21 protein-coding genes are annotated in these 25678 nt (G+C 68.3%); 13 read left to right on the forward strand and 8 right to left on the reverse strand.

Annotated features, from left to right (window positions below; translation table 11 throughout):
* Positions 1-37 precede the first annotated feature (37 nt).
* Complete coding sequence (locus EIK80_RS18540; RefSeq protein ID WP_199743535.1) at positions 38-2404, reverse strand: penicillin-binding protein 1A; 2367 nt, start codon at positions 2402-2404, stop codon at positions 38-40.
* 171 nt (positions 2405-2575) lie between these two features.
* On the reverse strand, positions 2576-3772 hold the full coding sequence (locus tag EIK80_RS18545) for an N-acetylmuramoyl-L-alanine amidase (protein ID WP_125158496.1): 1197 nt from the start codon (positions 3770-3772) through the stop codon (positions 2576-2578).
* 439 nt (positions 3773-4211) lie between these two features.
* On the opposite strand from EIK80_RS18545, the gene EIK80_RS18550 reads away from it, so the two are divergent.
* The 4 genes from EIK80_RS18550 to EIK80_RS18565 all read left to right on the forward strand — a co-directional run bounded on the left by EIK80_RS18550 (position 4212) and on the right by EIK80_RS18565 (position 9433).
* Positions 4212-4430: a hypothetical protein gene (locus EIK80_RS18550; protein WP_125158497.1), complete on the forward strand. Its 219-nt coding sequence runs from the start codon at positions 4212-4214 to the stop codon at positions 4428-4430.
* A complete protein-coding gene (locus EIK80_RS18555; RefSeq protein WP_125158498.1) occupies positions 4354-7083 on the forward strand; it encodes a ribonuclease E/G in 2730 nt (909 codons plus the stop codon). The genes EIK80_RS18550 and EIK80_RS18555 overlap by 77 nt, the downstream gene beginning before the upstream one ends.
* A gap of 142 nt (positions 7084-7225) precedes the next feature.
* On the forward strand, positions 7226-8641 hold the full coding sequence (locus EIK80_RS18560) for a M48 family metallopeptidase (protein ID WP_125158499.1): 1416 nt from the start codon (positions 7226-7228) through the stop codon (positions 8639-8641).
* 48 nt (positions 8642-8689) lie between these two features.
* Positions 8690-9433, forward strand: a complete 744-nt coding sequence (locus tag EIK80_RS18565; protein ID WP_125158500.1) for a DsbA family protein — start codon at positions 8690-8692, stop codon at positions 9431-9433.
* Positions 9434-9514: 81 nt separating this feature from the next.
* On the opposite strand, the gene EIK80_RS18570 is transcribed toward EIK80_RS18565, so the two are convergent.
* Positions 9515-10324 (reverse strand): thiazole synthase, encoded by an 810-nt coding sequence (locus tag EIK80_RS18570; protein WP_199743536.1) that lies wholly within the window; start codon positions 10322-10324, stop codon positions 9515-9517.
* 45 nt (positions 10325-10369) lie between these two features.
* Positions 10370-10570 (reverse strand): sulfur carrier protein ThiS, encoded by a 201-nt coding sequence (thiS, locus tag EIK80_RS26450; protein ID WP_199743537.1) that lies wholly within the window; start codon positions 10568-10570, stop codon positions 10370-10372.
* A gap of 78 nt (positions 10571-10648) precedes the next feature.
* Between thiS and aroQ the strand changes: the two genes are divergently transcribed.
* Genes aroQ through aat form a run of 4 tightly spaced genes read left to right on the forward strand, consistent with a single transcriptional unit; the run spans position 10649 to position 13675 of the window.
* On the forward strand, positions 10649-11089 hold the full coding sequence (gene aroQ, locus EIK80_RS18575; protein WP_125158501.1) for a type II 3-dehydroquinate dehydratase: 441 nt from the start codon (positions 10649-10651) through the stop codon (positions 11087-11089).
* Between the two features lie 60 nt (positions 11090-11149).
* Positions 11150-11656 carry an acetyl-CoA carboxylase biotin carboxyl carrier protein gene (gene accB, locus EIK80_RS18580; protein ID WP_125158502.1) on the forward strand — a complete coding sequence of 169 codons (507 nt, stop codon included), beginning with the start codon at positions 11150-11152 and terminating at the stop codon, positions 11654-11656.
* 5 nt (positions 11657-11661) lie between these two features.
* Positions 11662-13008, forward strand: a complete 1347-nt coding sequence (gene accC / locus EIK80_RS18585) for an acetyl-CoA carboxylase biotin carboxylase subunit (protein WP_125158503.1) — start codon at positions 11662-11664, stop codon at positions 13006-13008.
* A 13-nt stretch (positions 13009-13021) separates the two neighbouring features.
* A complete protein-coding gene (gene aat, locus EIK80_RS18590) occupies positions 13022-13675 on the forward strand; it encodes a leucyl/phenylalanyl-tRNA--protein transferase (protein WP_125158504.1) in 654 nt (217 codons plus the stop codon).
* Here aat and EIK80_RS18595 read toward each other — a convergent pair.
* Positions 13612-14289 (reverse strand): DUF2155 domain-containing protein, encoded by a 678-nt coding sequence (locus EIK80_RS18595; protein WP_125158505.1) that lies wholly within the window; start codon positions 14287-14289, stop codon positions 13612-13614. The genes aat and EIK80_RS18595 overlap by 64 nt on opposite strands.
* A gap of 5 nt (positions 14290-14294) precedes the next feature.
* A complete protein-coding gene (locus EIK80_RS18600; protein ID WP_125158506.1) occupies positions 14295-14690 on the reverse strand; it encodes an NADH:ubiquinone oxidoreductase subunit NDUFA12 in 396 nt (131 codons plus the stop codon).
* A gap of 278 nt (positions 14691-14968) precedes the next feature.
* Between EIK80_RS18600 and EIK80_RS18605 the strand changes: the two genes are divergently transcribed.
* From EIK80_RS18605 to EIK80_RS18615, 3 genes are all read left to right on the forward strand, one after another.
* Positions 14969-17686: a ribonucleotide reductase gene (locus EIK80_RS18605; RefSeq protein WP_125158507.1), complete on the forward strand. Its 2718-nt coding sequence runs from the start codon at positions 14969-14971 to the stop codon at positions 17684-17686.
* Between the two features lie 71 nt (positions 17687-17757).
* On the forward strand, positions 17758-18249 hold the full coding sequence (locus EIK80_RS18610; protein ID WP_125158508.1) for a pentapeptide repeat-containing protein: 492 nt from the start codon (positions 17758-17760) through the stop codon (positions 18247-18249).
* A 94-nt stretch (positions 18250-18343) separates the two neighbouring features.
* Positions 18344-19216 carry a pentapeptide repeat-containing protein gene (locus tag EIK80_RS18615; protein WP_125158509.1) on the forward strand — a complete coding sequence of 291 codons (873 nt, stop codon included), beginning with the start codon at positions 18344-18346 and terminating at the stop codon, positions 19214-19216.
* An 87-nt stretch (positions 19217-19303) separates the two neighbouring features.
* Here the strand turns inward: EIK80_RS18615 and aspS are convergent, their stop codons facing one another.
* A complete protein-coding gene (gene aspS, locus EIK80_RS18620; protein ID WP_199743538.1) occupies positions 19304-21142 on the reverse strand; it encodes an aspartate--tRNA ligase in 1839 nt (612 codons plus the stop codon).
* A 132-nt stretch (positions 21143-21274) separates the two neighbouring features.
* Complete coding sequence (gene tpiA, locus EIK80_RS18625; RefSeq protein ID WP_125158510.1) at positions 21275-22036, reverse strand: triose-phosphate isomerase; 762 nt, start codon at positions 22034-22036, stop codon at positions 21275-21277.
* A 139-nt stretch (positions 22037-22175) separates the two neighbouring features.
* On the opposite strand from tpiA, the gene EIK80_RS18630 reads away from it, so the two are divergent.
* Both EIK80_RS18630 and trpE read left to right on the forward strand, forming a co-directional pair.
* Positions 22176-24137 (forward strand): peptidylprolyl isomerase, encoded by a 1962-nt coding sequence (locus EIK80_RS18630; protein ID WP_125158511.1) that lies wholly within the window; start codon positions 22176-22178, stop codon positions 24135-24137.
* Complete coding sequence (gene trpE / locus EIK80_RS18635) at positions 24137-25672, forward strand: anthranilate synthase component I (RefSeq protein ID WP_125158512.1); 1536 nt, start codon at positions 24137-24139, stop codon at positions 25670-25672. The genes EIK80_RS18630 and trpE overlap by 1 nt, the downstream gene beginning before the upstream one ends.
* The last annotated feature ends 6 nt before the right edge of the window (positions 25673-25678 follow it).

Raw genomic sequence — 25678 nt, forward strand, 5'->3', positions numbered from 1 at the left:
TCGCGCTCCCACGCAATGAGAGTTCGTAGAGCCCGCCCTAATAGAGCCCGCTGAGGGGATCGACCTTCTGCGGCGGCGGCTTGCCCGGCTGAGGCGCCGGCTGGACCGGTTGCGGCAGGCCCGGCGAGATTTGCTCGTACGGGATCGGCCCCGTCGGCGCGACCTCGACCTTCGGCTCGGTGCCCGGACGGAACGCCTCGCGGACGCCGCGCACCATGGCGAACTTGGCGTTCTTCGGCGGCTTGAAGTCGACGACCGGCTGCCCGTCCAGCGCCACCTTCATGAAGTCCATGAACACCGGAACGGCGTCAGTGGCGCCCGTCTCGCCCTCGCCCAGCGAGCGGTTGTCGTCGAAGCCGACGAAGACGCCGACGACCAGGTTCGGCGAGAAGCCGACGAACCAGGCGCTGCGGTACTCGTTGGTCGTGCCGGTCTTGCCGGCCAGCGGGCGACCCAGGGAGCTGACCGCGGCGGCGGTGCCGCGCTGGACCACGCCCTGCAGCATCGAGGTGATCTGGTAGGCGGTGACCGGATCCATGATCTGCTCGCCCGGGGCGGCGAACCTGGGGCTTTCATCGCCGTTGAAGCCGGCGTCGCAGCGTTCGCAATCGCGCTTGTCGGCCCGGAAGATGACCTTTCCCTCGCGATCCTGCACCAGTTCGATCAGGTGCGGTTCGACGCGGCGACCGCCGTTGACGAAGGCGGCGTAGGCGGCGGTCAGCTTGAACGGCGTCGTCTCGCCTGCCCCAAGGGCCATGGCCAGGACGGGATCCATGGTGCGGGTGACGCCGGCGCGCTGGGCGAAGTCGACGACCTTCTTCATGCCCACGCCCTGGGCCAGGCGTACGGTCATGGCGTTGATCGACTGCTCCAGCCCCTTGCGCAACGGTTGGGCCCCGTAGAACTCCTTGTGGTAGTTCTCCGGGCTCCAGTCCTGGCCGTTAGCGCCCTTGAAGGTGATGGCGCTGTCGACGATGACGCTGGCCGGCGTGTAGCCGTTCTCCAGGGCCGTGGCGTAGACAAACGGCTTGAACGACGAGCCCGGCTGGCGCATCGCCTGGGTCGCGCGGTTGAAGTTCGACAGCGAGTAGCTGTAGCCGCCGACCAGGGCGACGATCCGCCCCGTATAAGGCTCCATGGCCACCAGGGCGCCGTTGACCGCCGGAACCTGGCGCAGGCGATAGCCGGCGTCGGTCTTCTCGACGAACACCAGGTCCCCGGCCTTGAGGCCCTTGCCATTCCTGGCCCAGGTGACGTCTTCGCCGACCAGTTGGCCCTCGCCCTCGTTCTTGACGAGGCGGACGTGGCCGTCGTTCGAGGTGACCAGGGCCGAGCGCCACTGGCGGCGCTCCGCGGGCGCGGCCTTGCTCAGCGCCGTCTTTTCCCAGTCCAGGTCCGTCGATTCGACGTGGCCCCAGGCCCCGCGCCAGCCATGGCGGCGGTCGTACTTTTCAAGTCCGTCCATCAGCGCCGAGCGCGCGGCCGTCTGCAGCCGCGGATCCAGCGTGGTGCGCATATAGTAGCCGCCCTCGCTGAGGCGCGGGCCCAGCGTGGCCATGCCGCGCTGGCGCACCTCCTCGACGAAGTAGTCGGCGTCGCGATAGGCGGCGCGCTTGGGCGCGGCCTGGACCACCAGGTCCTCGGCCATGGCCTTCCGGGCCTCCGCCTTGGACACCCAGCCCTGATCGGCCATCTGGCCCAGCACCCAGTTGCGCCGGGCCATGGCCTTGGCCTTGTTGCGGATCGGATGGTAGTTGTCCGGCCCCTTGGGCAGCGAGGCCAGGAACGCGCATTCGGCCAGGGTCAGGTCCGGCAGCGCCTTGCCGAAGTAATTGTAGGCGGCCGCGCCGACGCCGAACGAACGATAACCCAGCCAGATCTCGTTGAGATACAGCTCGAGGATTTGCTGCTTGGTCAGCGACTGCTCCAGGCGATGGGCCAGGATCGCTTCCTTGAACTTGCGCCCGACCGTGGCGTCGCTGGTCAGCAGGACGTTCTTGGCGACCTGCTGGGTGATGGTCGAGCCGCCCTCGAGGCGCTTGCCCCGAATGGCGTTGCCGACGTTCTTGATCATCGCCCGCGACAGGCCGCCGACGTCGACACCCCCGTGCTGGAAGAAGTTGCGGTCCTCGGCCGCCAGGAAGGCCTGGGCCAGCTGCGGCGGGATCTGATCGTAGGGAATGAAGATCCGGCGCTCTTTGCTGTACTCGCCGATCAGCGTGCCATCCCAGGCATAGACGCGCGTCGCCGTCGGCGGACGATAGTCCTGCAGCTCGCCGGCGTCGGGCATGTCGTGGAACAGCCAGGCGGCGTAGATCGCGATCGCGAAACCCGCGACCGCGATGGCCGAAAGCACCGCCACGCCCGCGATGGCCATCCATCGTTCGGTGGGTTTCAGATCCACGCGACCTCCGTCGAGGCAGGCCCCCTCGCCTGCCGCACACCCTTCACTAGATCGCTTGTCGCCGAACCGTAAGCGGTTTTGCGGTCGCACCTCGCGGCGCGAAGCACGAACGATCATCCCTGTGATTAGAGGGCGACGGGCAAAAGGGGAAGCCGGTCCCCGCAGCCGGCGTCAGGACTTGCGAAGACCCGCCGAGAAATAGGCCTCGATCGAGTCGCCGACGGCGTCGACCAGGCGATTGCGGCTGGCCTTGGTGGTCAGGAAGGCCTCGTCTTCGGGATTGGTGATGAAGCCCATCTCCAGCAGCACGGCCGGCACGTCGGGCGCCAGCAGCACGATGAAGCCGGCGTCGCGATGGCTGCGGCGCAGCAGCGTGGTTTCCTCGCCGACGCTGGCCAGCAGCAATTGGGCGAAGGCGGCCGAACGGTTCTTGGTGGCGCGCTGCGACAGATCCAGCAGGATCTGGCTGACGGCGCGATCGCGGCCCGGCAGGTTCGCCTTCATCAGCCAGTCGTCCTTGTCGAGGACGAGGCCAACACGCTCGGAGCCCTTGTCGGACACCGTGTAGACCGAAGCGCCGCGCGTGCTGACGTCGGGACCCGAGTCGGCATGCAGGGAAATAAAGAGATCGGCGTCGGCGCGACGGGCGATCTGCACGCGGCCTTCCAGGGGAATGAAGGTGTCGGTCTCGCGCGTCAGCACGACCTGGAACCGGCCGGTGCGCTCCAGCCGCGCCTTCAGGGCCTTGGCCGCGGCCAGGGTCACGTCCTTCTCGAAGACGTTGACGCCCAGCGAGCCGGGATCCTTGCCGCCATGGCCGGCGTCGATGACGATGACCTTCTTCAGGCGCAGCGGCGCGGCCTTGACCGGTCCGCTGGCCAAGGTCAGGCGCGGAACCTGGGGAGTGGCGACGGGGGGAGCGCCGTCGACGGCCTTCAGGTCGATGACATAACGATAGGCGGTCGCGCCGTCGCCCGGCGGCAGCAGGAACCGGCGGCGGACCTCGGCCTTGCCGGTCAGGTCCAGGCGCAGACGAGCGCCGCCGGCGACCTCGTCGATCACCCAGCGCTTGACCAGCCCCTGGCCGGACCCTTGCAAATCGCCGGACACCAGAACGTTCGGCAGGGCCATGACCAGGCGCTGGTCGCTCATGCCGTCGGAGATCAGCTTGCCGGCCGCGGCGCGGTCCAGGTCGATGACGACGCGGGTCTCGAGGCGATCGCCGCCAAAACGGACCTTCTGCACGCCGGCGGGCGCGGCGGGCCCCTGGGCCGTGGCCACGGCGACGCCGGCCGTCGTGAGACCGCCGACGATCAGGGCCGCCCTGACCCAACCCATGCGGGCCAAACTGATAAGAAGCTTGCGCATCCCCGCCCGCGTAATCCGAAACTGGTGAACCGAATGTCAATATCGGCCCGAGCCGGTAGCCAAAGGGTTAAGTCCAGATCATCCGTCGAAAGCTTTTCTTTTGCGCGTCGATGTGGCTACAGTCGCGCCGCGTACGAATGTCGTGATCGTCACGACTCCGTGCGGGCCGTCCCAGCCTCGAAAGTGGTCTTGAACCTCTTCCGGTGCGAAGGCGGCAGACTAGATAGTGTTCGAGACACGGCCGATCTGGCGGGCAAGACGCCTACCGAGACGCCGGATCTAGGGCTCGCGTCGGGCTCAAACGCCCTCCTGGCGACGACGCGCCATCCGATCCGCGCCACTCGGCGCGACAACTGACGCCTCTTCGCGCCACTCGTGACGCGACAGGCAAACCATCCAGTCCGCGCTTCACGCGCGGTAGGGAAAAACGAAACCCCCAATGGGCTGCGCCGCACCCGATCGCCTTTGGCACCTGACCCTTCGCAACCGCGCTGACGGTGCGACGGTCGGCGACGCGCGCGCCCTTCATTCATATCGGCGCCCGGGCCTCGCGCCCGCCGCGCGCCGTGGAGACTTCCTTTATGTCGAAGAAGATGCTGATCGACGCAGCACACGCCGAAGAGACGCGTGTGGTCGTCGTGGACGGAACCCGGGTTGAAGAGTTCGATTTCGAGAGCCAAACCCGCAAACAGCTTCGAGGAAATATCTACCTCGCCAAGGTGACCCGCGTCGAACCCAGCCTCCAGGCCGCGTTCATCGAGTACGGCGGTAACCGTCACGGTTTCCTGGCGTTCAACGAAATCCACCCGGACTACTATCAGATCCCGGTCGCCGATCGCGAAGCGCTCATGCGCGACGATTCGGGCGACGACGACGATGACACCCCGGTTTCGCGTCGCGCCTCGGGCGGCGACGACGAGGACGATGTCAACGGCGGCCACGCGGTCGACGATGACGATGACGACGTCGAAGAAGAGCTGGCGCGCCGCAAGCGCCGGCTGATGCGCAAGTACAAGATCCAGGAAGTGATCCGCCGCCGGCAGATCATGCTGGTCCAGGTCGTCAAGGAAGAGCGCGGCAACAAGGGCGCGGCCCTGACCACCTATCTGTCGCTGGCCGGCCGCTACGGCGTCCTGATGCCCAACACCGCCCGCGGCGGCGGCATCAGCCGCAAGATCACGGCGATCACCGACCGCAAGCGCCTGAAAAGCGTCGTTCAGAGCCTGGACGTGCCGCAGGGCATGGGCCTGATCGTCCGCACGGCCGGCGCCAAGCGCACCAAGGCCGAGGTCAAGCGCGACTACGAATATCTGCTGCGTCTGTGGGAAAACATCCGCGACAACACGCTGCACTCGGTCGCCCCGGCGCTGATCTACGAGGAAGAAGACCTCGTCAAACGCGCCATTCGCGACATGTACGACAAGGACCTGGAGGGGATCTGGGTCGAGGGCGACGCTGGCTATAAAGAAGCGCGCGACTTCATGCGCATGCTGATGCCGAGCCAGGCCAAGAAGGTCTTCAACTACCGCGACCCGACCCCGCTGTTCGTCAAGCACAAGATCGAGGACCACCTGGCCCAGATCTATTCGCCGGTCGTGCCGCTGCGTTCCGGCGGCTATCTGGTGATCAACCAGACCGAGGCCCTGGTCGCCATCGACGTCAACTCGGGCAAGGCCACGCGCGAGCGCAACATCGAGGCCACGGCCCTCAAGACCAATGTCGAGGCCGCCGAAGAAGCCGCTCGCCAGCTGCGCCTGCGCGATCTGGCCGGCCTGATCGTCATCGACTTCATCGACATGGATGAAGGCAAGAACAACCGCACGGTCGAGAAGGTCCTGAAGGACGCGCTCAAGGACGACCGCGCCCGCATCCAGATGGGCAAGATCTCGGGCTTCGGCCTGATGGAGATCAGCCGCCAACGTCGCCGCACCGGCGTCCTGGAAGGCACCACCCACGTCTGCGAACACTGCGAAGGCACCGGCCGCGTCCGCTCGGTGGAGTCCAGCGCCCTGGCCGCCCTGCGCGCGGTCGAGGCCGAGGCCCTGAAGGGGTCCGGCGCGGTGATCCTGAAGGTCGCCCGCTCGGTCGGCCTCTACATTCTCAACGAAAAGCGCGACTACCTGCAGCGCCTGCAACAGACGCACGGCCTGCACGTCACCGTCGTGGTCGACGACAGCCTGCACGCCGGCGACCAGGAAATCGAGCGCACGGAACTGGGCGAGCGCATCGCCATCGCCCCGGCTCCATATGTCGACGAAGACGACGACTTCGATCCCACGGCCTTCGAGGACGAGGACGAGGAAGAAGAAGAGATCATCGACGACGAGGACGAAGACGGCCTCGAGCGCGAAGATACCGACGACGACGACGCCTCGGCCCGCAAGCAGGTTCGCGACGAGGATCGCGGCGACCGCAAGGGTCGTCGGGGCCGTCGTGATCGCGGCCGTGGCCGGGGTCGTCGCGACGAACGCGAGACCGAAGGCGAGGCTCCCGCCGAAGCCGAGGGCGACGAAGACGAGCTGGAACTCGACGCCGACGATCGCGCCGAGTTCGCCGATGATGATGACGGCGCCCGCCGCCGTCGCCGCCGTGGTCGTCGTGGCGGTCGTCGTGGCGGTCGCGAGGACGGCGATCGTCCGACCGACGCCTTCGTCTGGATCCGTCCGCGTGTCCCGTTCGGCGAGAACGTCTTCACCTGGCACGACCCGGCCGCCCTGGTCGGCGGCGCCAGCGAGCCGCGCCGCCCTGCGCCGGAAGCCCGCGCCGAGTCGTCGGAGGCCGTCGAGCGTCCCGAGCGCGAGGAACGTCCGTCTCGCGAACGCGGCCGTCGCGGCCGTGACCGCGGTCGCCGTGACCGCGACGAAGCCGCGGTCGCCGTGGCCGACGCCTCGCCCGTCGAGGCCGTGAGCCCCGCCGAGTCCGCAGAGCCGTTCGAAGCCCCGGTCCTGGCGCCGCCGGTGATCTCGGGCCCGCCCGCCGACGTCTGGGTCGAACTGCCCGAGGCCGAGGAAGCGCCCAAGAAGCCCAAGCGCGTCCGCTCGCGCGGCAAGAAGGCCGTCGCCGAGGACGCCGCCCCCGAGGCGGCTGTCGAAGCTGTCGCCGAAGCCGTGACCGAGAGCGTCGCGGTGGTCCCGCCGGAACCGACTCCGGAGCCCGCTCCGGAACCGGTCGTCGAGGCCGCGCCCGCGCCGGTCGTGGAAGCGCCGCCGGAACCCGTCGTCGAAACGACCCCGGCCGCTCCGGCCGAGCCGGATCCGGCCGAGATCACCACCCCGCCCGAAAAGCCTCGCAAGGGCTGGTGGCGCCGGTAGGCTGACCTGATGGCGGCCCGCGCATCCCAGGATGCGCGGGCCGAAATCGTCATGAAGCGGAAGCGAGACCCTTGTTCCCTCGCCTCCAGCTTCCAAGTTAGACTGGTCGTGGTTCGCGGGGGCGCGATCTGGAGATCACTCAATGACCTCGCGTAGCGGGCAAGCTGGGAGGCGCCTTGGCGTGGCTTTGTCCGCGCTGGCCGTGCTCGCGTCCAGCGTCCCCCAGGTCGCCCTGGCCCAGGACGACGGTCCCTCCCTGATCCGGGACACCGAGATCGAGGAAATCCTCCATCACGACGCCGACCCGATCTATGCGGCGGCGGGCCTGGATCCCAAGACGGTTCGCATCCTGATCGTCGGCGACAAGTCGCTGAACGCCTTCGCGACCCAGGGCCTGCAGATGGGCCTCAATACCGGCCTGATCCTGCAGACCGAAAATCCCAACCAGCTGCGCGGCGTCATCGCCCACGAAACCGGACACCTGGCCGGCGGCCACCCGATCCGGTCGGGCGAGATGACCCGCGCGGGCCTCAAGCCGATGATCCTGACCATGGGACTGGGCGTGCTGGCGGCTCTGGCCGGGTCCGCGGACGGCGCCGCCGTGCTGCTAGGCAACGCCCAATACGCCGGGGCGCTAGGCGCGCTGGGCTACAGCCGTGAGCAGGAATCGCGCGCCGACCAGGCCGGCGCCGGTTTCCTGGAGGCCACGGGCCAGTCGGGACGCGGTCTCGTCGAGTTCTTCGACAACTTCCGCTACCAGGAAGTCTTCGATCAGGCCCGACGCTACGAATATTTCCGCAGCCACCCGCTGTCGTCCGAACGGATCGAGGTGCTGCGCAGCCGTGTCGAACGCCAGCCGCACTACAGCGCCGTCGACACGCCCGAAGACCTTGCCCAGCACGAGATCATGAAAGCCAAGCTGGAAGGATTCCTGAACCCTCAGGTCGCCTTGATGAAGTACAAGGAGACCGACACCGGCTTTCCCGCCCGCTACGCCCGCGCCATCGCCTATTATCAGATGAAGGAGCCCGACCGGGCGCTTCAACTGCTCGACCCGCTGATCGCCGACCACCCCGACAATCCCTACCTCTGGGAGCTGAAGGGGCAGATCCTGTTCGAGTTCAACCGCGTGGCCCAGGCCGAGGAACCTCAGCGCAAGTCGGTGCAGCTGAAGCCCGACGCTGCCCTGCTGCGGGTCAATCTCGGCCAGACTCTGATCAACCTGAACGACCCCAAGAAAGTCGAGGAAGGCGTCCAGGAGCTGAAGCGCAGCCTGCTGAACGACCCGGACAATTCGGTGACCTGGCGCCTGCTGGCCCAGGCCTACGACACCCAGAAGAAGGACGGCGAGGCGCGTCTGGCCACCGCCGAACAGTACTACTCGCTCGGCGCGGTGCGCGAGGCCCGGGTCTTCGCCATGCGGGCCCGCGAGCTGTTGACCAAGAACACCCCCGACTGGCGCCGCGCCACCGACATCGTCCTGGCCTCGCGCCCGTCCAACCAGGACCTGAAGGACCTGGCCAAGGACAGCGTGGGGCCATCCAACCCCAGCCCCTAGGCCAACCTCGGCCGTCAGATCCTTTTTCTTCCACATTTCGAGATCTTCATGACCCTGCTTCGTCGCGCCGCGACTCTCGCTGTTCCGCTGGCCGTCGCCGGCTTGGCCCTCGCCGGCTGCGAACGCCCCGCGCCCAAGCCCAGCGACCGGTTCGGCGAAAAGGTCCGCGCCTATCTGCTGGAGCACCCCGAAGTGCTGATGGAGGCCAGCCAGAAGCTGCAGGAAAAGCAGGCCTCGCAACAGGCCGCCTCGGCCCAGAAGGCCATCGGCCAGTACCGTCAGGCCATCGAGCGCGACCCCCGCGACATCGTCATCAACCCGAACGGCTCGGTCACCGTCACCGAGTTCTTCGACTATCGCTGCGGCTATTGCCGCCACGCCGCGCCGGAGATCGTCGATCTGGTCCAGAAGAACCCGGATATCCGCCTGGTGCTGAAGGATTTCGTGATCTTCGGCCACGACAGCGAGGCCGCCGCCCGCCTGGCGCTGGGCGCCAAGGACCAGGGCAAGAGCCTGGAGCTCTACAAGGCGCTGATGGCCGAGAACGCGCTCGACGCCGCCGCCGCCCTGCGGATCGCGGCCGGCCTGGGCATCGACATGACCAGGGCCAAGGCCGCCGGCGAGAGCGAAACGGTCACCCAGCACCTGGCCGACACCGACACCCTGGCCAAGACCCTGCAACTGTCGGGCACCCCGGCCTTCATCGTCGGCGACACCCTGGTGCCCGGCGCGGACATCAACGCCCTGAAGCTGGCCATCGACCAGACCCGGGCGGCCAAGGCGAAGGGCTGAGGAAGCTGAAATTCCTTGTCACCCCGGCTGTCCGCTTCGCTGCGGCCGGGATGACAAGGGCTAGAGCGCAAAAACGGCGCTTCAGATCAGCCCCGCCAACGGCGAGCTCGGATCCGCGTACAGCCGCTTCTGCATCCGCCCGGCCAGATAGGCCTCACGCCCGGCGATGACTGCGTGCTTCATGGCCTTGGCCATGCGGATGGGGTCCTTGGCCTCGGCGATGGCGGTGTTCATCAGGATGGCGTCGCAGCCCAGCTCCATGCCGATGGCGGCGTCCGAGGCCGTGCCGACGCCGGCGTCGACCAGAACCGGCACCTTGGCGTTCTCGACGATGATCCGCAGGTTCACCCGGTTCTGGATGCCCAGGCCCGAGCCGATCGGCGCGCCCAGCGGCATGATCGCCACCGCGCCCGCTTCTTCCAGCTTGCGGGCATAGACCGGGTCGTCCGAGCAGTAGACCATGACCTGGAAGCCGTCGGCGACCAGCAGCTTCAGCGAGCGCAGGGTCTCTTCCATGTCCGGGAACAGGGTCTTGGGATCGCTGAGAACCTCCAGCTTGACCAGGTCCCAGCCGCCAGCCTCGCGGGCGAGACGCAGGGTGCGCACGGCGTCCTCGCCGGTGAAGCAGCCCGCGGTGTTGGGCAGATAGGTGAATTCGCTGGGCTTGACGTAGTCGACCAGCAGCGGCTGGGTCGGGTCGGTCAGGTTCACCCGGCGCACGGCCACGGTGACGATCTCGGCCCCAGCCGCGCGCGCGGCTGCGGCGTTGGTCGCATAGTCCTTGTACTTGCCCGTGCCGACGATCAGCCGCGAGCGGAAGGTGCGACCGGCGACGGTCCAGGTTTCCTCGGTGTCAGCCGAGACGGAGTCGGGGGAAACGTGCGCGTTCATGGGGTCGGTTTACGCCCCGTCAGCCGGCGTTTCAAATGCGGAGGATCAACCGCCGCCGATAAACGTCACGATCTCGATGCGGTCGCCGTCGGCCAATCGGGTGTCGGCATAGGTCGAGCGTGGGGCGATCTCGAGGTTGCGCTCGACCGCCACCTTGCGGGCGTCCAGACCCAGGGCGCCCACCAGATCGGCGATCGTGACGACGTCGGCCACATCCCGCTCTTCCCCGTTCAGCAAAAGCCTCATCTCACCTCCTAAGCGAGCCGTGCTTGTGACCCGGCGGAACCGGCTATACAAGACCCTCGGAATCGACGGCGGAGCCGCATGGTAAAACCGATCCACGTGCTGAGCGGGCCCAACCTCAACCTGTTGGGGACCCGCGAGCCCGAGATTTACGGCAGGGACACGCTCGAGGATGTCCGGACGCGCTGTGAGGCGCGGGCGGCTTCACGCGGCGTTTCGGTGGTTTTCCGCCAGTCCAACCATGAGGGGGTGCTGATCGATTGGGTGCACGAGGCGCGTGAGTCGGCCTCGGCGCTGATCATCAATCCGGCCGGCTATGGCCACACCTCGATCGCGCTGCTCGATGCGCTCAAGGCCTTGAGCATTCCGGTGATCGAGTGCCACCTGTCCAACCCGGCGGCGAGGGAGGAATTCCGCCGCCACACCTTCGTTTCGCTGGCCGCCACCGGGATCGTCTCGGGCTTCGGCGCGGCGAGTTATGAACTGGCGATCGAGGCCGCTTTCGGCCTGATCCGCGTTTAACAACGATAACGCCCGGCGTTTTCCGCCGCCGAGGCGCTCAAGAGAACAAGGTAAGCTTCCATGTCGAACCCCAAGGCCCCCGCCGATCCGGTCGAAGCTCCGGCCATCGACGCCCGTCTGGTCCGCAAGCTGGCGGACATTCTGAAGGACACGGGCCTGTCCGAGATCGAAGTCGAGCACGCCGGCCTGAAGATCCGCGTGGCGCGCGAACTGACCGCCGCGCCGGTCAACTACGTGCAGGCCGCCGCGCCGGCCTACGCCCCGGCTCCGGTCGCCGCCCCGGCCGCCGCCGCGCCCGCGCCCGCCGTTGAAGCCGCTCCGGCCGCCGCCCGCGGCGACGCCGTGAAGTCGCCGATGGTCGGCACCGCCTATCTCTCGCCGCAACCCGGCGCCGACGCCTTCATCAAGGTGGGCGACACCGTCTCGGCCGGTCAGACCCTGCTGATCGTCGAAGCCATGAAGACCATGAACCCGATCGCGGCCCCGAAGGCCGGCAAGGTCGTCGAGATTCTGGTCGCCGACGCCCAGCCCGTCGAGTTCGGCGAGCCGCTCGTCGTCATCGAGTAACGCTCATGTTCGACAAGATTCTCATCGCGAACCGGGGCGAGATCGCGCTCCGGGTTCACCGCGCCTGCAAGGAAATGGGCATCGCCACCGTGGCGGTTCACTCCGAAGCGGATCGCAATTCCATGTGGGTGCGCCTGGCGGACGAGAGCGTCTGCATCGGCCCCGCTCCGGCCGCCAAGAGCTACCTGAACATCCCGTCGATCATCGCGGCGGCCGAGATCACCGGCGCTCAGGGCATCCACCCGGGCTACGGCTTCTTGTCGGAAAACGCCCGCTTCGCCGAGATCGTCAACGCGCACGGCTTCACCTTCATCGGTCCCAAGCCCGAGCACATCCGGATGATGGGCGACAAGATCACCGCCAAGCAGGCCGTGAAGGACGCCGGCATCCCGGTCGTTCCCGGCTCTGACGGCGGCGTCTCGACCGAGGAAGAGGCCTTCGAGGCCGCCGAGAAGATCGGCTTCCCCGTGCTGATCAAGGCCGCCGCCGGCGGCGGCGGGCGCGGCATGAAGGTCGCCCAGACGCGTGAAGACCTGGCCGAGGCCGTCTCGACGGCGCGCGCCGAGGCCCGCGCCGCGTTCGGCGACGATACGGTCTATATGGAGCGCTATCTCCAGAAACCGCGCCACATCGAGCTGCAGGTCATCGCCGACAGCCACGGCAACGTGGTGCACCTGGGCGAACGCGACTGCTCGCTGCAGCGCCGCCACCAGAAGGTGCTGGAGGAAGCCCCCTCGCCGGCCCTGTCGGCCGAAGGCCGCGCCAAGATCGGCAAGGTCGTCGTCGACGCCGTCAAGGCCATCGGCTACCTCGGCGTCGGAACCATCGAGTTCCTGTGGGAGAACGACGAGTTCTTCTTCATCGAGATGAACACCCGCCTGCAGGTCGAGCATCCGGTCACCGAAGCCATCACCGGCATCGACCTGGTGCGGGAACAGATCCGTATCGCCGCCGGCCTGCCGCTGTCGTTCACCCAGGAAGACGTCGTCTTCGAGGGCCACGCCATCGAGTGCCGGATCAACGCCGAGAACGCGCGGACCTTCACGCCCTCGCCCGGCACGATCACCGACTTCCACGCCCCCGGCGGTCTGGGCGTTCGCCTGGATTCGGCGATCTATACCGGCTACGCGATCCCGCCCTACTACGACAGCCTGATCGGCAAGCTGATCGTGCACGGCCGCGACCGCGCCGAGTGCATCGCCCGTCTGAAGCGCTGCCTGGGCGAGATGGTCGTCGGCGGCATCGAAACCACGATCCCGCTGTTCCAGGATCTCCTGGTGCAGCCCGACATCCTGGCCGGCGACTACGACATCCACTGGCTGGAACGCTGGATAAAAGCTCAAGAGAGCTGATCTGGAGCCGGCGATGGACGACGCCTTCACGGTCGACGATCTGATCGCCTGCTACGCGCGCGGCGTCTTCCCCATGGCGGACGCCCGCGAGGACGAAAGCCTCTTCCTGATCGATCCCGAGCGGCGGGGCGTCCTGCCGCTCGGGGACTTTCACATCCCCAAGCGCTTGGCGCGCACCGTCCGCAACGGGCCCTACGAGATCCGGGTCGACACCGCCTTCAACATGGTCGTCGAGAATTGCGCGGCGTCCCGGCCCGGCCGGGTCGAGACCTGGATCAACCACCCCATCCAACGTCTCTACGGCCAGCTCCACGCGCGCGGCATGGCCCATAGCGTCGAGACCTGGCTGGGCGACCAGTTGGTCGGCGGCCTCTATGGCGTGTCACTGGGCGGGGCGTTCTTCGGCGAGAGCATGTTCTCGACGGCGCGGGACGCCAGCAAGGTGGCTCTGGTCCACCTGGTGGCGCGGTTGCTGACCGGCGGCTACCAGCTCCTGGACACCCAGTTCCTGACCGAGCACCTGACGCAGTTCGGGACGATCGAGATCAGCCGCGCGGACTATCGCCGGCGACTGGCCAAGGCCCTGAAGGTCCAGGGCGACTTCTACGGCTTGGCGGGCGGCGCGACCGGGGCGGCCTGCTTGCAGGCGATCAGCCAGGCGTCATAGACCGGGTGCTGCAGCGGGTTCAGGCCCGGCGAGCTGGCGTACATCCACCCCTTGTAGACCTGGCGTCCGGGCGGGGCGGGACGACCGGCCTGGGCCTTGGGCTGGGTGTCGACCACGACATAGGCGGCCGTCTCCGGCGCCACCTCGTCTGCGGCGGCGGTCTCGCAGGCGCGGACGGTGAAGACGAGGGTCTTGTAGCGGATCGGCTGGCCGACCGGGACCTCGAACCGCATGGTCTCGGTCGTGACCTTGTCCAGGGCCTGAAGGATGGCGATCGTGTAGCGCTGGCGCTTGGCGGGCTCGGGCGGCTTGGCCGGGGTCGTGGCGGCCGTCTTAGGCGCGGCGATGACGGCGCGCGGCGGCGAGGCCGGCGGATTGGGATTGGCGATCGCGGGCGTGACCGTGGTTGGCTGGGCCGACCGCGGCTCGCCCGGCGTCGGCGCCGGGGTCACGGGGCGCGGCGTCGGCGGCGCGGGGGCCTGGGTCGCCGCCGGCGGAGTCACCGCCTGCGGGGCGCTGTTCTGCCGCGCCAGGGCGGCGCCCGTCACGGTCACACCGGACAGGATCGCGCCGAGGACCATGACCTTGGCGACCAGGGACGCCCGGCGGACCATCGAGACTATTCCGGCTTCCAGGCTTCGTAGTCGCTGGTGGCCGCCGCGCGCTCGCCGCCACGGGCCAGCGAGCCCTTCGGGCGCCAGGCGTGCACCGTGCCGGTCAGGTTCGGGATGTGATCCTTCTCCCAGTCGCGACGGTTCAGCGGCGTCTGGGTGGGGACCTCGTCGAACGTGTAGTGCAGCCAACCGCTCCAGTCCGGCGGGACCTTGGAGGCTTCGGCGTAGCCGCTGTAGATCACCCAACGGCGTTTGCGGGCGTCATAGCTGTCGCTGTTGTCGCGGGCCTCGAAGTAGCGGTTGCCGTAGTCGTCCTTGCCCACAAACACGCCGCGGCGGCCGATATGGAAGCGCTGACCCAGGGTCGCGCCGTTCCACCACGTGAAGATCGCTTTCAGCACTACGTTCGCACCTGAATTTATAAGGCTTTGCAGGCCGCGACACGCACGGCGAAGCGGCCGGACTATAGGGTTTCACGCCCTCAGCGTCCAGCGCCGCTCCGCGAGAGAAGACTTCAACATCTTGTGGATTAGACCCACCACACCCGCAACATCTATTGAGGCTCAGCGATCGAGGTTCTAGCTTGGGGTGCGACCTTACGCGCGTCCCGCCGGCGCGGAATCACGCGTTAGGAATTTGATAAGATATCGCGATCGCCAGACGAACCCGGAACTCGCCCATGCGCACGCCCGCCAAAGCCGCCGGAGTTGTTCCCGCCATGGAATGGCGCGACCTCGAACGCAGCGACAGTATCGTGGTGGTCTCGGCCCCGGCCGCCTGGAGCGACGCTCGCGTCGAGGCCTGGCTGGACTGGGCCGGCGAGATCGAGCCCAAGGCCGCGCTGGGCGGCGGTCCCGCGCGCTACGCCGAGCGTGTGGCCGAGGCGGGCTTGGCCCGGGGCCTCTTCGGCGACAAGGCCGACGCCAGCGCCTTCCGCGACGCCCTGCTGGCCACCATGCTGTCGGGGATCGCCACCCCGGCTGGCGGCCAAGCCGGCCTGAGCCTGCTGCCCGACATCGCCGAGTTCGAGTTCCAGACCATCGTCAAGGACAGCCTCGGCCGCCGCCGCGGCCGCGCGCTCGCCGCCCAGGCCGCCGCGCGGCTGGACGCCGCTCTGGCCCAGGTGGCCGACGCCGTCCGCCGCTGCTCGGGCGACCCGCGCGCCTGCGCTGACGTCCGCAAGAACCCGGCCCTGGCCCGCGCCGCCCGCAAGGCCCGCGAGCTGGGCGCCGACGACCGCACCCTTCTCGACGCCATCGCCACGGCCGATGCGCCGCGCATGGCGCTGGCCGACGTATCGGCCGAGCGGGAATCGGCCATGGTTTCCTCGGCCTCGCGCCAGGCCGTGGCGGCCGGCGATGAGGCCGCCGCCTTCGCCGCCCAGGTCGGCTGGGAAACGAGCGCCCTCACCCTGGCCCTGTCGCCGACGGACGCCGAGATCCTGGCGCGCGGCGTGGGGGTCGGCGCGGCCATCGACGCCAGCGCCTTTCTCGACGCCGACGGCTTCGACGTCGAGCGGTTCACCTATGTCTGCCACCTGTGGGGCACGGCCCTGGAACTGGAGCGCGGCGAGCGCCCCGCCCGTCTGAGTCTAGCCGGCGTCGGCGACTGCCTGCTCAGCCAGGGCTGGGCCCAGACCGGCGTCGAGGGCCGCGACGGCGCGGCCGCCCTCTGGGCGCTGGCCGTCGGCGCGGCGCTGTCGGCCAGCGCAGAGGCCGCCGCGGTGATGGGTCCGGATTCCGCCTTCGCCCAGGACAAGCAGAGCGTGCTCAAGACCCTGGCCGAGCGTCGGGTCCGCGCCGCCGCCCTGCGCTCGGCCCTGGCCACCGAGGCCGCCGCCGCCCTGGCGACCGCCCATGCCCTGGCGCGCAAGCACGGTCTGCGTTCGGCCGCCCTGGTGGGGCCTTTCGAGGATCCGGAAGCGACCTTGCGACTCGGCGGCGCGCCGGTGGGCCCGGCCGGCGCCATGTCGCCGGTGTCGGCGGCCCAGACCGCCGACGGTTTCCTGCTGCCGACCTTCAGCGCCGCCGCCTTCGAGGCCCTTTCGAGCGAGGGCGTCGACCTGGACGCCGCCCGCCGTCACGCCCTGGGCCACGGCTCGCTGGCCGAGAGCCCGGCGATCGACCACGCCATGCTGCAGGCGCGGGGCTTCACCGCCCACGAGATCGAGAAGGCCGAGCACGCCCTGCGCGAGAACCACGGCCTGCGCGCCGCCTTCGCCCCGGCCGTGGTCGGCGCGGGCTTCCTGCGCGACGTGCTGGGGGCTTCGGCCGAGGACGTGGCCCGTCGCGACTTCGACACCCTGGCCTTCGCCGACTTTTCGATCTCCGAGATCGCCGCCGCCCAGCGCCATGCCCTGGGGGCGGGAACCCTGGGTGACTGCGAGGCGCTGAACCCGGAGCTGCGCGAGGCTTTCAAATCGGTCGAGGCCCCGACCTTCGCCGATCGCCTCGCCATGCTGGCCGCCGTCGAGGCCTTCGCCTGCCTGCCGACGCCGGTGGCCATCCCGGTGGCCTTCGACAGCCGTCCCGCCGACGCCGTCCGCGCCCAGGCCGCCGCGGCCCGCTCGGGGATCCGGGCGCTGCGCCTGCAACGCGCCAGCGCGCCGGTCGACTTCAAGCTGGACCTGCCCGAAGAGCCCGCCGCCGAGGCCCCGCGCGCGACCGCGCCGGTCCGCGAACCGCTCGTCACCGAGCGCGTGGTCGAGAAGATCGTCGAGCGCGACCGCTCGCGCCGCCGCCTGCCCGATCGCCGCAAGGGCTATATCCAGAAGGCGGCCGTCGGCGGCCACAAGGTCTATCTGCACACTGGCGAATACGAGGACGGCGAGCTGGGCGAGCTGTTCATCGACATGCACAAGGAAGGCGCGGCCTTCCGCAGCCTGATGAACAACTTCGCCATCGCCGTGTCGCTGGGCTTGCAGCACGGCGTGCCGCTGCACGAATTCGTCGACGCCTTCGTCTACACCAAGTTCGAGCCGGCGGGTCCGGTGACCGGCAACGACTCGATCAAGTCGGCGACCTCGATCCTGGACTATGTCTTCCGCGAGCTGGGCGTTTCGTACCTGGGGCGAGACGACCTGGCCAATGGCGACCCGGGCGAGTTCAACGCCGATGGCCTGGGCGCGGGCAAGACCCTCGAGATCGAGGATGGCGAGCCCGAACCTGTCCCGGCCAGCCTGTTCATTTCCAAGGGCTTTTCGCGCGGCGCCGCGCACGACAACCTGGTCTTCGCCTCGTTCGGCCGCCGCCGCGTGGAAGGCCAGGACCGTCCGGGCGCCGAGGGCGAAATGTGCCCGGCCTGCGGAGACCTCTCGCTGACCAGGCGCGGCGGCATGACGGTCTGCGACACCTGCGGGGCGCAGTCGGACCGCCCGGGACCGATGGCCTCGTCCTGAGCGTGTTTGGTTGGCGTTAAGCTTGCTACGGCAGGGTGAGAACGCCCTTTTCGCGTAGGACCTGCGCCAGAATGAAACCGATCGCTCTTCTCTCGGCCCTCGCCGTGCTGGTCTTCGCCAGCTCGGCTGGAGCGCAGAACGCCAGCCAGATCTCGGCCGTCCGCAATGGCGCGAGCTGCCCGCGCTGCAACCTGTTCCAGGCAGACCTGTCGAACCTGACGTTGAAGAACAAGAACCTGGCGGGCGCGCGGCTGCGTCAGGCTGACTTTTCGACGGCGATCATGAACCGCACGCGCTTCACGGGCGGCGACCTGCGCGATGTCAACGCCTATGGCGCGGTCCTGACCGGCGCCAGCTTTGCTCGCGCGGACCTGACCAACGCCAGCTTCGTCGGCGCCTATCTGCAGGGCGCGAATTTCTCCGGGGCAAGACTATCTGGCGCCAACTTCTCGGGCGCCGAAATGGACCGCGCCGTCGGTCTCACCCAGGCCCAGCTGGACCAGGCCTGCGGCGATGGATCCACCTACCTGCCCGGCAATCTGCGTATCCCGCTCTGCCGTTAAATCCCCGTCATTACCGCAATTTAAGTGGCTTCTAGGCGCCCGCCGGTTCAAACCGTAACTCACACAGTCGCGTATGGACTGAACGGAGAACTTGATGTCCCGCCTGGGCGCTTCCATCGCCGCCTTGACCCTGAGCTTCCTGGCCATGACCGGCCAGGCTCAGGCCTCTATCGAAGACAAGGACGTCGCCAAGCTGACCTCCTTCGGCGGGATGTGCGCCAACTGTGATCTCGCCGGCCGCAAGCTGATGAACGCCAAGTTCGCCGGCGCCACGTTCGTCAAGGCCATCTTGATCGGCTCCGACCTGCGCGGCGCGATGTTCTACGGCTCGAACTTCGGCTGGGCCGATCTGAGCCGCGCCGACCTGCGCGGCGCCGAGATGCGCGGCGCCAACTTCACCGGCGCCAACTTCACCGACGCCCGCATGTCCGGCATCGAGAGCAGCGGCGCCAACTTCAACCAAGCCACCCTGACCCGTGTCGACCTGTCTTCGGCCGAGTTGCACGCCGCCCAGATGACGGGCGCCAATCTGCAGAAAGCGCGTTTTTCCAACGCCGAGCTGATCGCCGCCAACCTGTCGGGCGCCAACGCCCGCGACGCCGATTTTTCGAACGCCGACATCAACCACGCCAACTTCCAGGGCGGCCGGTTCGACGGCGCCCGCTTCCGCAACGCGGACATGACGGGCTCGAACCTGCGCGGCGCCATCTTCAACGGCGCGGACTTCCGCAACGCCGATCTGACGATGGTCAATCTCAGCGCCGCCGATCTGTCGAACGCCCGGGGCCTGGAACAGGACCAACTGGACGAGGCCTGCGGCGACGGCTCCACTCGCCTGCCGTCGGGCCTGAGCGTTCGGTCTTGCTCCGGGATCAAGGGCGGGCGCTTCCTGCTCCTGCGCGAGATCCCCAAGGCCCCGCCGGCCCCGCCCGCGCCCCCTGCCCCGCCTTCGCCCAAGAAGTGGTGACCGGCGCTTAAGCCACCAATCAAGAAAAAGCCCTCCGATCGCGAGACCGGAGGGCTTTCTTGTATCTGTCGCCTGGACCTAGATCGCCTAGACCTTGATGGGCGGCGCGGTGCGGATGTGCAGCTCCTTGAGCTGCTTGTCGAGCACGTTGGCCGGAGCGTTCATCAGCAGGTCCTGGCCCTGCTGGTTCAGCGGGAAGGCGATGACCTCGCGGATGGCCACCTGGTCGGCCAGCAGCATGACGATGCGATCGATGCCCGGCGCCAGGCCGCCGTGCGGCGGCGCGCCGTAGCGGAAGGCGTTCAGCATGCCGCCGAACTGCTCCTCGACCACTTCCGGACCGTAGCCGGCGGTGGCGAAGGCCTTGAGCATGATCTCGGGCTTGTGGTTCCGGATCGCGCCCGAGCACAGTTCGTAGCCGTTGCAGACGATGTCGTACTGGTAGGCGCGGATGGTCAGCGGATCCTGGGTCTCCAGGGCCTCCAGACCGCCTTGCGGCATCGAGAACGGGTTGTGCGAGAAGTCGACCTTCTTCTCGTCCTCGTTCCACTCGAACATCGGGAAGTCGACGATCCAGCAGAACTTGAACTGGTTCTCGTCGACCAGCTTCAGCTCCGTGCCGACGCGAGTGCGCGCCAGGCCCGCGAACTTGGCGAACACGGCCGGATCGCCGGCCACGAAGAACGCGGCGTCGCCGGCGCCAAGGCCCAGCGATTCCATCAGGGCTTGCGTCGGTTCGCCAAGGTTCTTGGCGATCGGGCCGCCCCAGCCGCCCTGGTCTTCCGACCAGAAGACATAGCCCAGGCCAGGCTGGCCTTCGCCCTGCGCCCAGCTGTTCATGCGGTCGCAGAAGGCGCGGCTGCCGCCGGTCGGCGCGGGGATGGCCCACACCTGGTTCTTGGCGTCCGCGCCCAGGATCTTGGCGAACAGACCAAAGCCGCCATCGCGGAAGTGCTCCGAGACGTCGGCCATCTTGATCGGGTTGCGCAGGTCCGGCTTGTCGCTGCCGTACCAGGCCATCGACTGGGCGTAGGTCAGGCGCTCGAAACCCTTGTGCTCGAACGATTGGCCGAAGTCGTTGGTGAAGGTATGGGTTCCGTCGATCGGCGAGACCGGCTTGCCGTTCGAGAACTCCTCGAACACGCCGTGCATCACCGGCTCGATGGCCGCGAAAACGTCTTCCTGGGTGACGAAGCTCATCTCGACGTCGAGCTGGTAGAATTCCAGCGAGCGGTCGGCGCGCAGGTCCTCGTCGCGGAAGCACGGGGCGATCTGGAAGTAGCGGTCGAAGCCCGAGACCATCAGCAGCTGCTTGAACTGCTGGGGCGCCTGCGGCAGGGCGTAGAACTTCTCGGGGTGCAGGCGCGAGGGCACCAGGAAGTCGCGCGCGCCTTCCGGCGAGCTGGCCGTCAGGATCGGCGTCTGGAACTCGTTGAAGCCTTGCGCGAACATCCGGTTGCGGATCGACTGGATCACGCGCGAACGCAGGACGATGTTCTTGTGCAGCGTCTCGCGACGCAGGTCGAGATAGCGGTGCTTGAGGCGGATCTCTTCCGGGTAGTCCGGCTCGCCGAAGACCGGCAGCGGCAGTTCGGCGGCTTCGCTCAGCACCTCGACGGCCGAGACGCGGATCTCGATCTCGCCGGTCGGCAGGTTGGGGTTCACCACGCTGGCGTCGCGGGCGACCACCTCGCCGTCGACGCGGATCACGCTCTCGGCGCGCAGGCGCTCGACGATCGCGAAGCCCGGGGTCTCCGGGTGCAGGACCAGCTGGGTCAGCCCGTGGTGGTCGCGCAGGTCGATGAAGACCAGGCCGCCATGGTCGCGCTTGCGGTGGATCCAGCCCGACAGGCGCACCGAGGAACCGGTGTCGGAGGCGCGCAGAGCGCCGCAGTTGTGGGTGCGATAGGCGTGCATGGAGGTCATGAAAGTCTTGAATACGCGGTGATTTGCAAGGCGCGGTAAGGCGCACGTGGGCGCCGGGATGTCAAGGATTCTGGGATGGCCAATGGGATGGATCGCGCGCTCGCGCGACACATCCGCGGAAGCTTTTCAGCGTTAGGCGGCCTCGATGATGGCCAGGAAGTCCTTGGCCTTCAGCGAGGCGCCGCCGACCAGAGCTCCGCCAACCTCCGGCGCGGCCAGGATCTCGCGAGCGTTCTCGGGCTTCACCGAGCCGCCGTAGAGGATCTGGACGGCGCGGCCGTCCTCGCCGAACAGCGCGATCAGCTCGGCCCGGATCGCCGCGTGCATCTCGACGATGTTGTCGACCGAGGCCACGTGGCCCGTGCCGATGGCCCACAGCGGCTCGTAGGCGACGTTGAAGGCCTTGCCGGACAGGCTGACCGGCAGGGAATTGCGCAACTGGCCGACGACGAAGGCCACCGCCTCTCCAGCCTCCCGTTGCGCCAGGCTCTCGCCGACGCAGACGATGGGTTCCAGTCCCGCCGCGATGGCCGCTTCGGCCTTGGCCGCGACGTGCTGGCAGGTCTCGCCGTGGTCGGTGCGCCGCTCGGAGTGGCCGACGATCACCAGGGTTCCGCCGGCGTCGGCGATCATCTCCGCCGAAATATCGCCGGTATGCGCCCCGGAGCGTTTATCGTGGCAATCCTGTCCGCCAGTCAGGACGAACGACCCCTCGACGGCCTCGGCGAGGCGGTGCAGCAGGGTGGCGGGCGGAAAGATGGCCACGCGGGCGCCGGCGGGCTGGCGATCCAGTTCCGCGGCGACGGCGCGCGCCTCGTCCAGAGCGGCCGAAAGACCGTTCATCTTCCAGTTTCCGGCGATCAGCGGCCGGGGAGTCGTGTTCGATAGGGTCATAAAGGCCTTCTTGGGGTCACGCTCCCTTGGGAAGTCAAGCCCACGCCGCTTGCCCACGCGCACGCGGCTCTACTATACCCGCTGCTCTCGACCGCTGTGCTCATTCGCGCGGCGATCCGCCTGGAAGGTTTTCGAACGCATGCTCGCCGGTTTCCGCTCCTTCGCCAAATCGCCCTTCGCGGTGCTGCTGTTTGGCTTGCTGATCGTCAGCTTCGCCATCTTCGGCATCAGCGACGTCTTCAAGGGCCCCAAGGGCTCGGGCGTGATCACCGCGGGCTCGCGCACCTTGTCCGCCCAGGACTTCAAGCTGCGCTTCGACAACTACCGCAAGGGCATGGAGGAGCGCAGCGGCCAGACCTTGACGCCCGACCAGGCCGTCGAGCAAGGCGTCGACCGTCAGATCGTCCAGGAGCTGGCCCTGCAGGAATCGATCGCGGCCGCCATCCAGCGCATGGGCGTCAAGCCGTCCGACAAGCTGGTCGGCGAGGTTGTGCACCAGCAGATGAGCCAGTTGCCGCCCACCCAGCGGCCGTTCAACCCGATCACCGGCAAGTTCGACCCGCAGATGTACGCCGCCCTCCTGGCTCAGAACAACCTGACGCCGGCGAACTACGAGGCTTCGCTGCGCGACGAGATCGCCAACGCCCACTTCTTTTCGGCGGTCGCCGGCGGCCTGAAGGCCCCGCGCATCTACGCCGCCCTGCAAGGCGCCTACGTCCTGGAAGAGCGCGACGTCGCCGCCTTCGCCGTGAACCCGGCCTCGGTCACCCGTCCGGCTCCGCCGACCGACGCGCAGCTGACCGCCTTCATGAAGGAAAACGCCGAGCGCCTGACGCGTCCGGAAACCCGGGTGCTGTCGATCATGCGTGTCAGCGCCAAGGCCCTGGAGCCGACCGTCGCCATCGACCCGGCCGCCGTGCAGAAGGCCTACGACTTCCGCAAGGACAGCCTGGCCAAGCCCGAGACTCGCACGATCGTCCAGATCGTCGCTCCGGACGCCAAGGCGGCCGCCACGATTTCGCAGCGCCTGGCCAAGGGCGAGGATCCCGCCGCCGTCGCCAAGGCGTTCGGCAAGACTCCACTCGTCCTGACCGACAAGCCCAAGACCGCTGTTCCGGATCGCAAGGTCGCCGACGCCGCCTTCAGCCTGGCCGCCGGCCAGGTCAGCGGCCCGATTACGGGCGAACTGGGCGTTTCGGTCATCAAGATCGTCAAGGTCACGCCGGGCTCGACCGCCTCGCTGGAGAGCGTGCGTCCGCAGATCGAGGCCGAGGTCCGCGCCCAGGCGGCCCAGACCAAGGCCTATGACCAGACCCAGACCTATCAGGACGCCCATGACGGCGGCGCCGATCTGGTCGCCGCGGCCAGCAAGGCCGGCGCCCTGGTGCTGACGACCGCCCCGGTCACCGCCCAAGGCGCGGACGAGACGGGGCAGCCCGTCGCCGGCCTGACGCCGGACATCGTCAAGACCGCCTTTGGCCTGTCGCAAGGCGGCGAAAGCGATCTGATCGAGGCTGGCAAGGGCGAATACTACGCCGTCAAGGTCGAGAAGGTGATCCCGGCCGCCATGCCGCCGCTGGCCGAGATCAAGCCGCAGCTGACCGCCGTGTGGATGGGTCAGGAAATGAGCAAGCGCCTGAAGGCCAAGGCCGACGAACTGGTCGCCCGCGTCAAGAAGGGTGAGCCGATCGAGGCCGTCGCCGCCTCGGTGCAGTCCAAGGTCCAGAAGGTCCCGGGTCTGTCGCGCCAGAACGCTCAAGCGCACATGGGCCTGGGCCGCGAGTTCCTGAGCGCCGCCTTCCAGGCCAAGAACAACGAGGCCTTCGCCACCCGCGCCGGCCCCCAGGGCGAGGCCTATGTCGTCGCCAAGCTGGAAGCCATCCGTTCGGCTCCGACCGCCGCCATCGCCCAGATCACCGCCATGGCGGGCGCCCAGGCCGGCGAAGGCCTGATGCGCGACCTCGGCGAAGCCTCGCGCAACGCCGCCAAGGTTCTGCTGAAGACCAAGAGCAACCTGACCCTGGCCCGTCAGGCCATCGGCGTCGACACCGAGGCCCTGGCCAAGGCCGAGGCCACGAAGGCCGGAAAGAAAGCCGAGTAATGAGTCTGGAGCCCGCGTTCGACGCCTTTTCGGAAATCTACGATTCCGGACGGCAGCAGGTCGTCTGGACCCGCCTGATCGACGACCTCGAGACTCCGGTCTCGGCCTATCTGAAGATCGCCCAGGCGCGTCCCTACAGCTTCCTGTTCGAGAGCGTCGAAGGCGGGGCCTGGCGCGGTCGCTACTCGATCGTGACCATGAACCCGGATCTGGTGTGGCGCTGCCGCGGCGATCAGGCCGAGATCGCCGAGGGCGACGACATCGCCGCCGGCCGGTACACGCCCCAGCCCGGCGGCGCGCTGGACAGCCTGCGCGATCTGGTCGCCCGCTCGCGCATGGAGCTGCCCAAGGGTCTGCCGCCCATGGCCGCCGGCGTGTTCGGGGCTCTGGGCTATGATCTGGTGCGCCTGGTCGAGCGTCTGCCCGATATCAACGAGGATACGCTGGGCCTGCCGGACGGGATCATGACCCGGCCGTCGATCGTCGCCGTTTTCGACGCCATCGCCCAGGAGATCATCCTGACCACGGCCGTGCGCCCGAAGGCCGGCGTCTCCGCCCAGGACGCCTATGCCGCCGCGCGGTCGCGGATCGAGACCGTGATGGCCGACCTGCATCGTCCGCTGGCCCACGACGCGCCGCGCGCGCCGCGGGAACCTATGGAGTTCACCACACCGGTCAGCCGCGCTGACTACGCCGACGTCGTCGCCAAGGCCAAGGACTACATCGCCGCCGGCGACATCTTCCAGGTCGTGGCCAGCCACCGCTTCCGCGCGCCTTTCGACCTGCCGCCGTTCGCCCTCTACCGCTCGCTGCGCCGGACCAATCCATCGCCGTTCCTGTTCTTCCTGAACCTCGACGGCTTCAATCTTGTGGGTTCCAGCCCCGAGATCCTGGTCCGCCTGCGCGACAACAAGATCACCATCCGGCCGATCGCCGGCACCCGTCCGCGCGGCGCCACGCCCGAGCAGGACGCGGCGCTGGAGGCCGAGCTGCTGGCCGATCCCAAGGAACGCGCCGAGCACCTGATGCTGCTGGATCTCGGCCGCAACGACGTCGGCCGCGTGGCCATGCTCAATCACCAGGGTCGAAACACCCCGGCCGAGCGTCCCAAAGGTCCGAACGTCCGGGTGACCGAGAGCTTCAAGATCGAGCGCTACAGCCACGTGATGCATATCGTCTCGAACGTCGAGGGCACGGCGCCGGAAGGCGTGGATCCGGTCGACGTGCTGATGGCCGCCCTGCCCGCCGGCACCCTCTCGGGCGCGCCCAAGGTGCGGGCCATGGAGATCATCGACGAGCTGGAAGTCGAAAAGCGCGGCATCGGCTATGCCGGCGCCGTGGGCTATTTCGGCGCCGATGGCTCGGTCGACACCTGCATCGTGCTGCGCACGGCGCTGGTCAAGGACGGCATGATGTACGTTCAGGCCGGCGGCGGCATCGTGGCCGACAGCGATCCCGACGCCGAGTATGACGAGACCCTGCACAAGTCCCGCGCTCTCAAGCGCGCGGCAGAGGAAGCCTGGCGATTCAGCTGAGCCTTA

It is taken from the genome of Caulobacter sp. 602-1 (genome assembly GCF_003931565.1).
GTDB lineage: Bacteria > Pseudomonadota > Alphaproteobacteria > Caulobacterales > Caulobacteraceae > Caulobacter.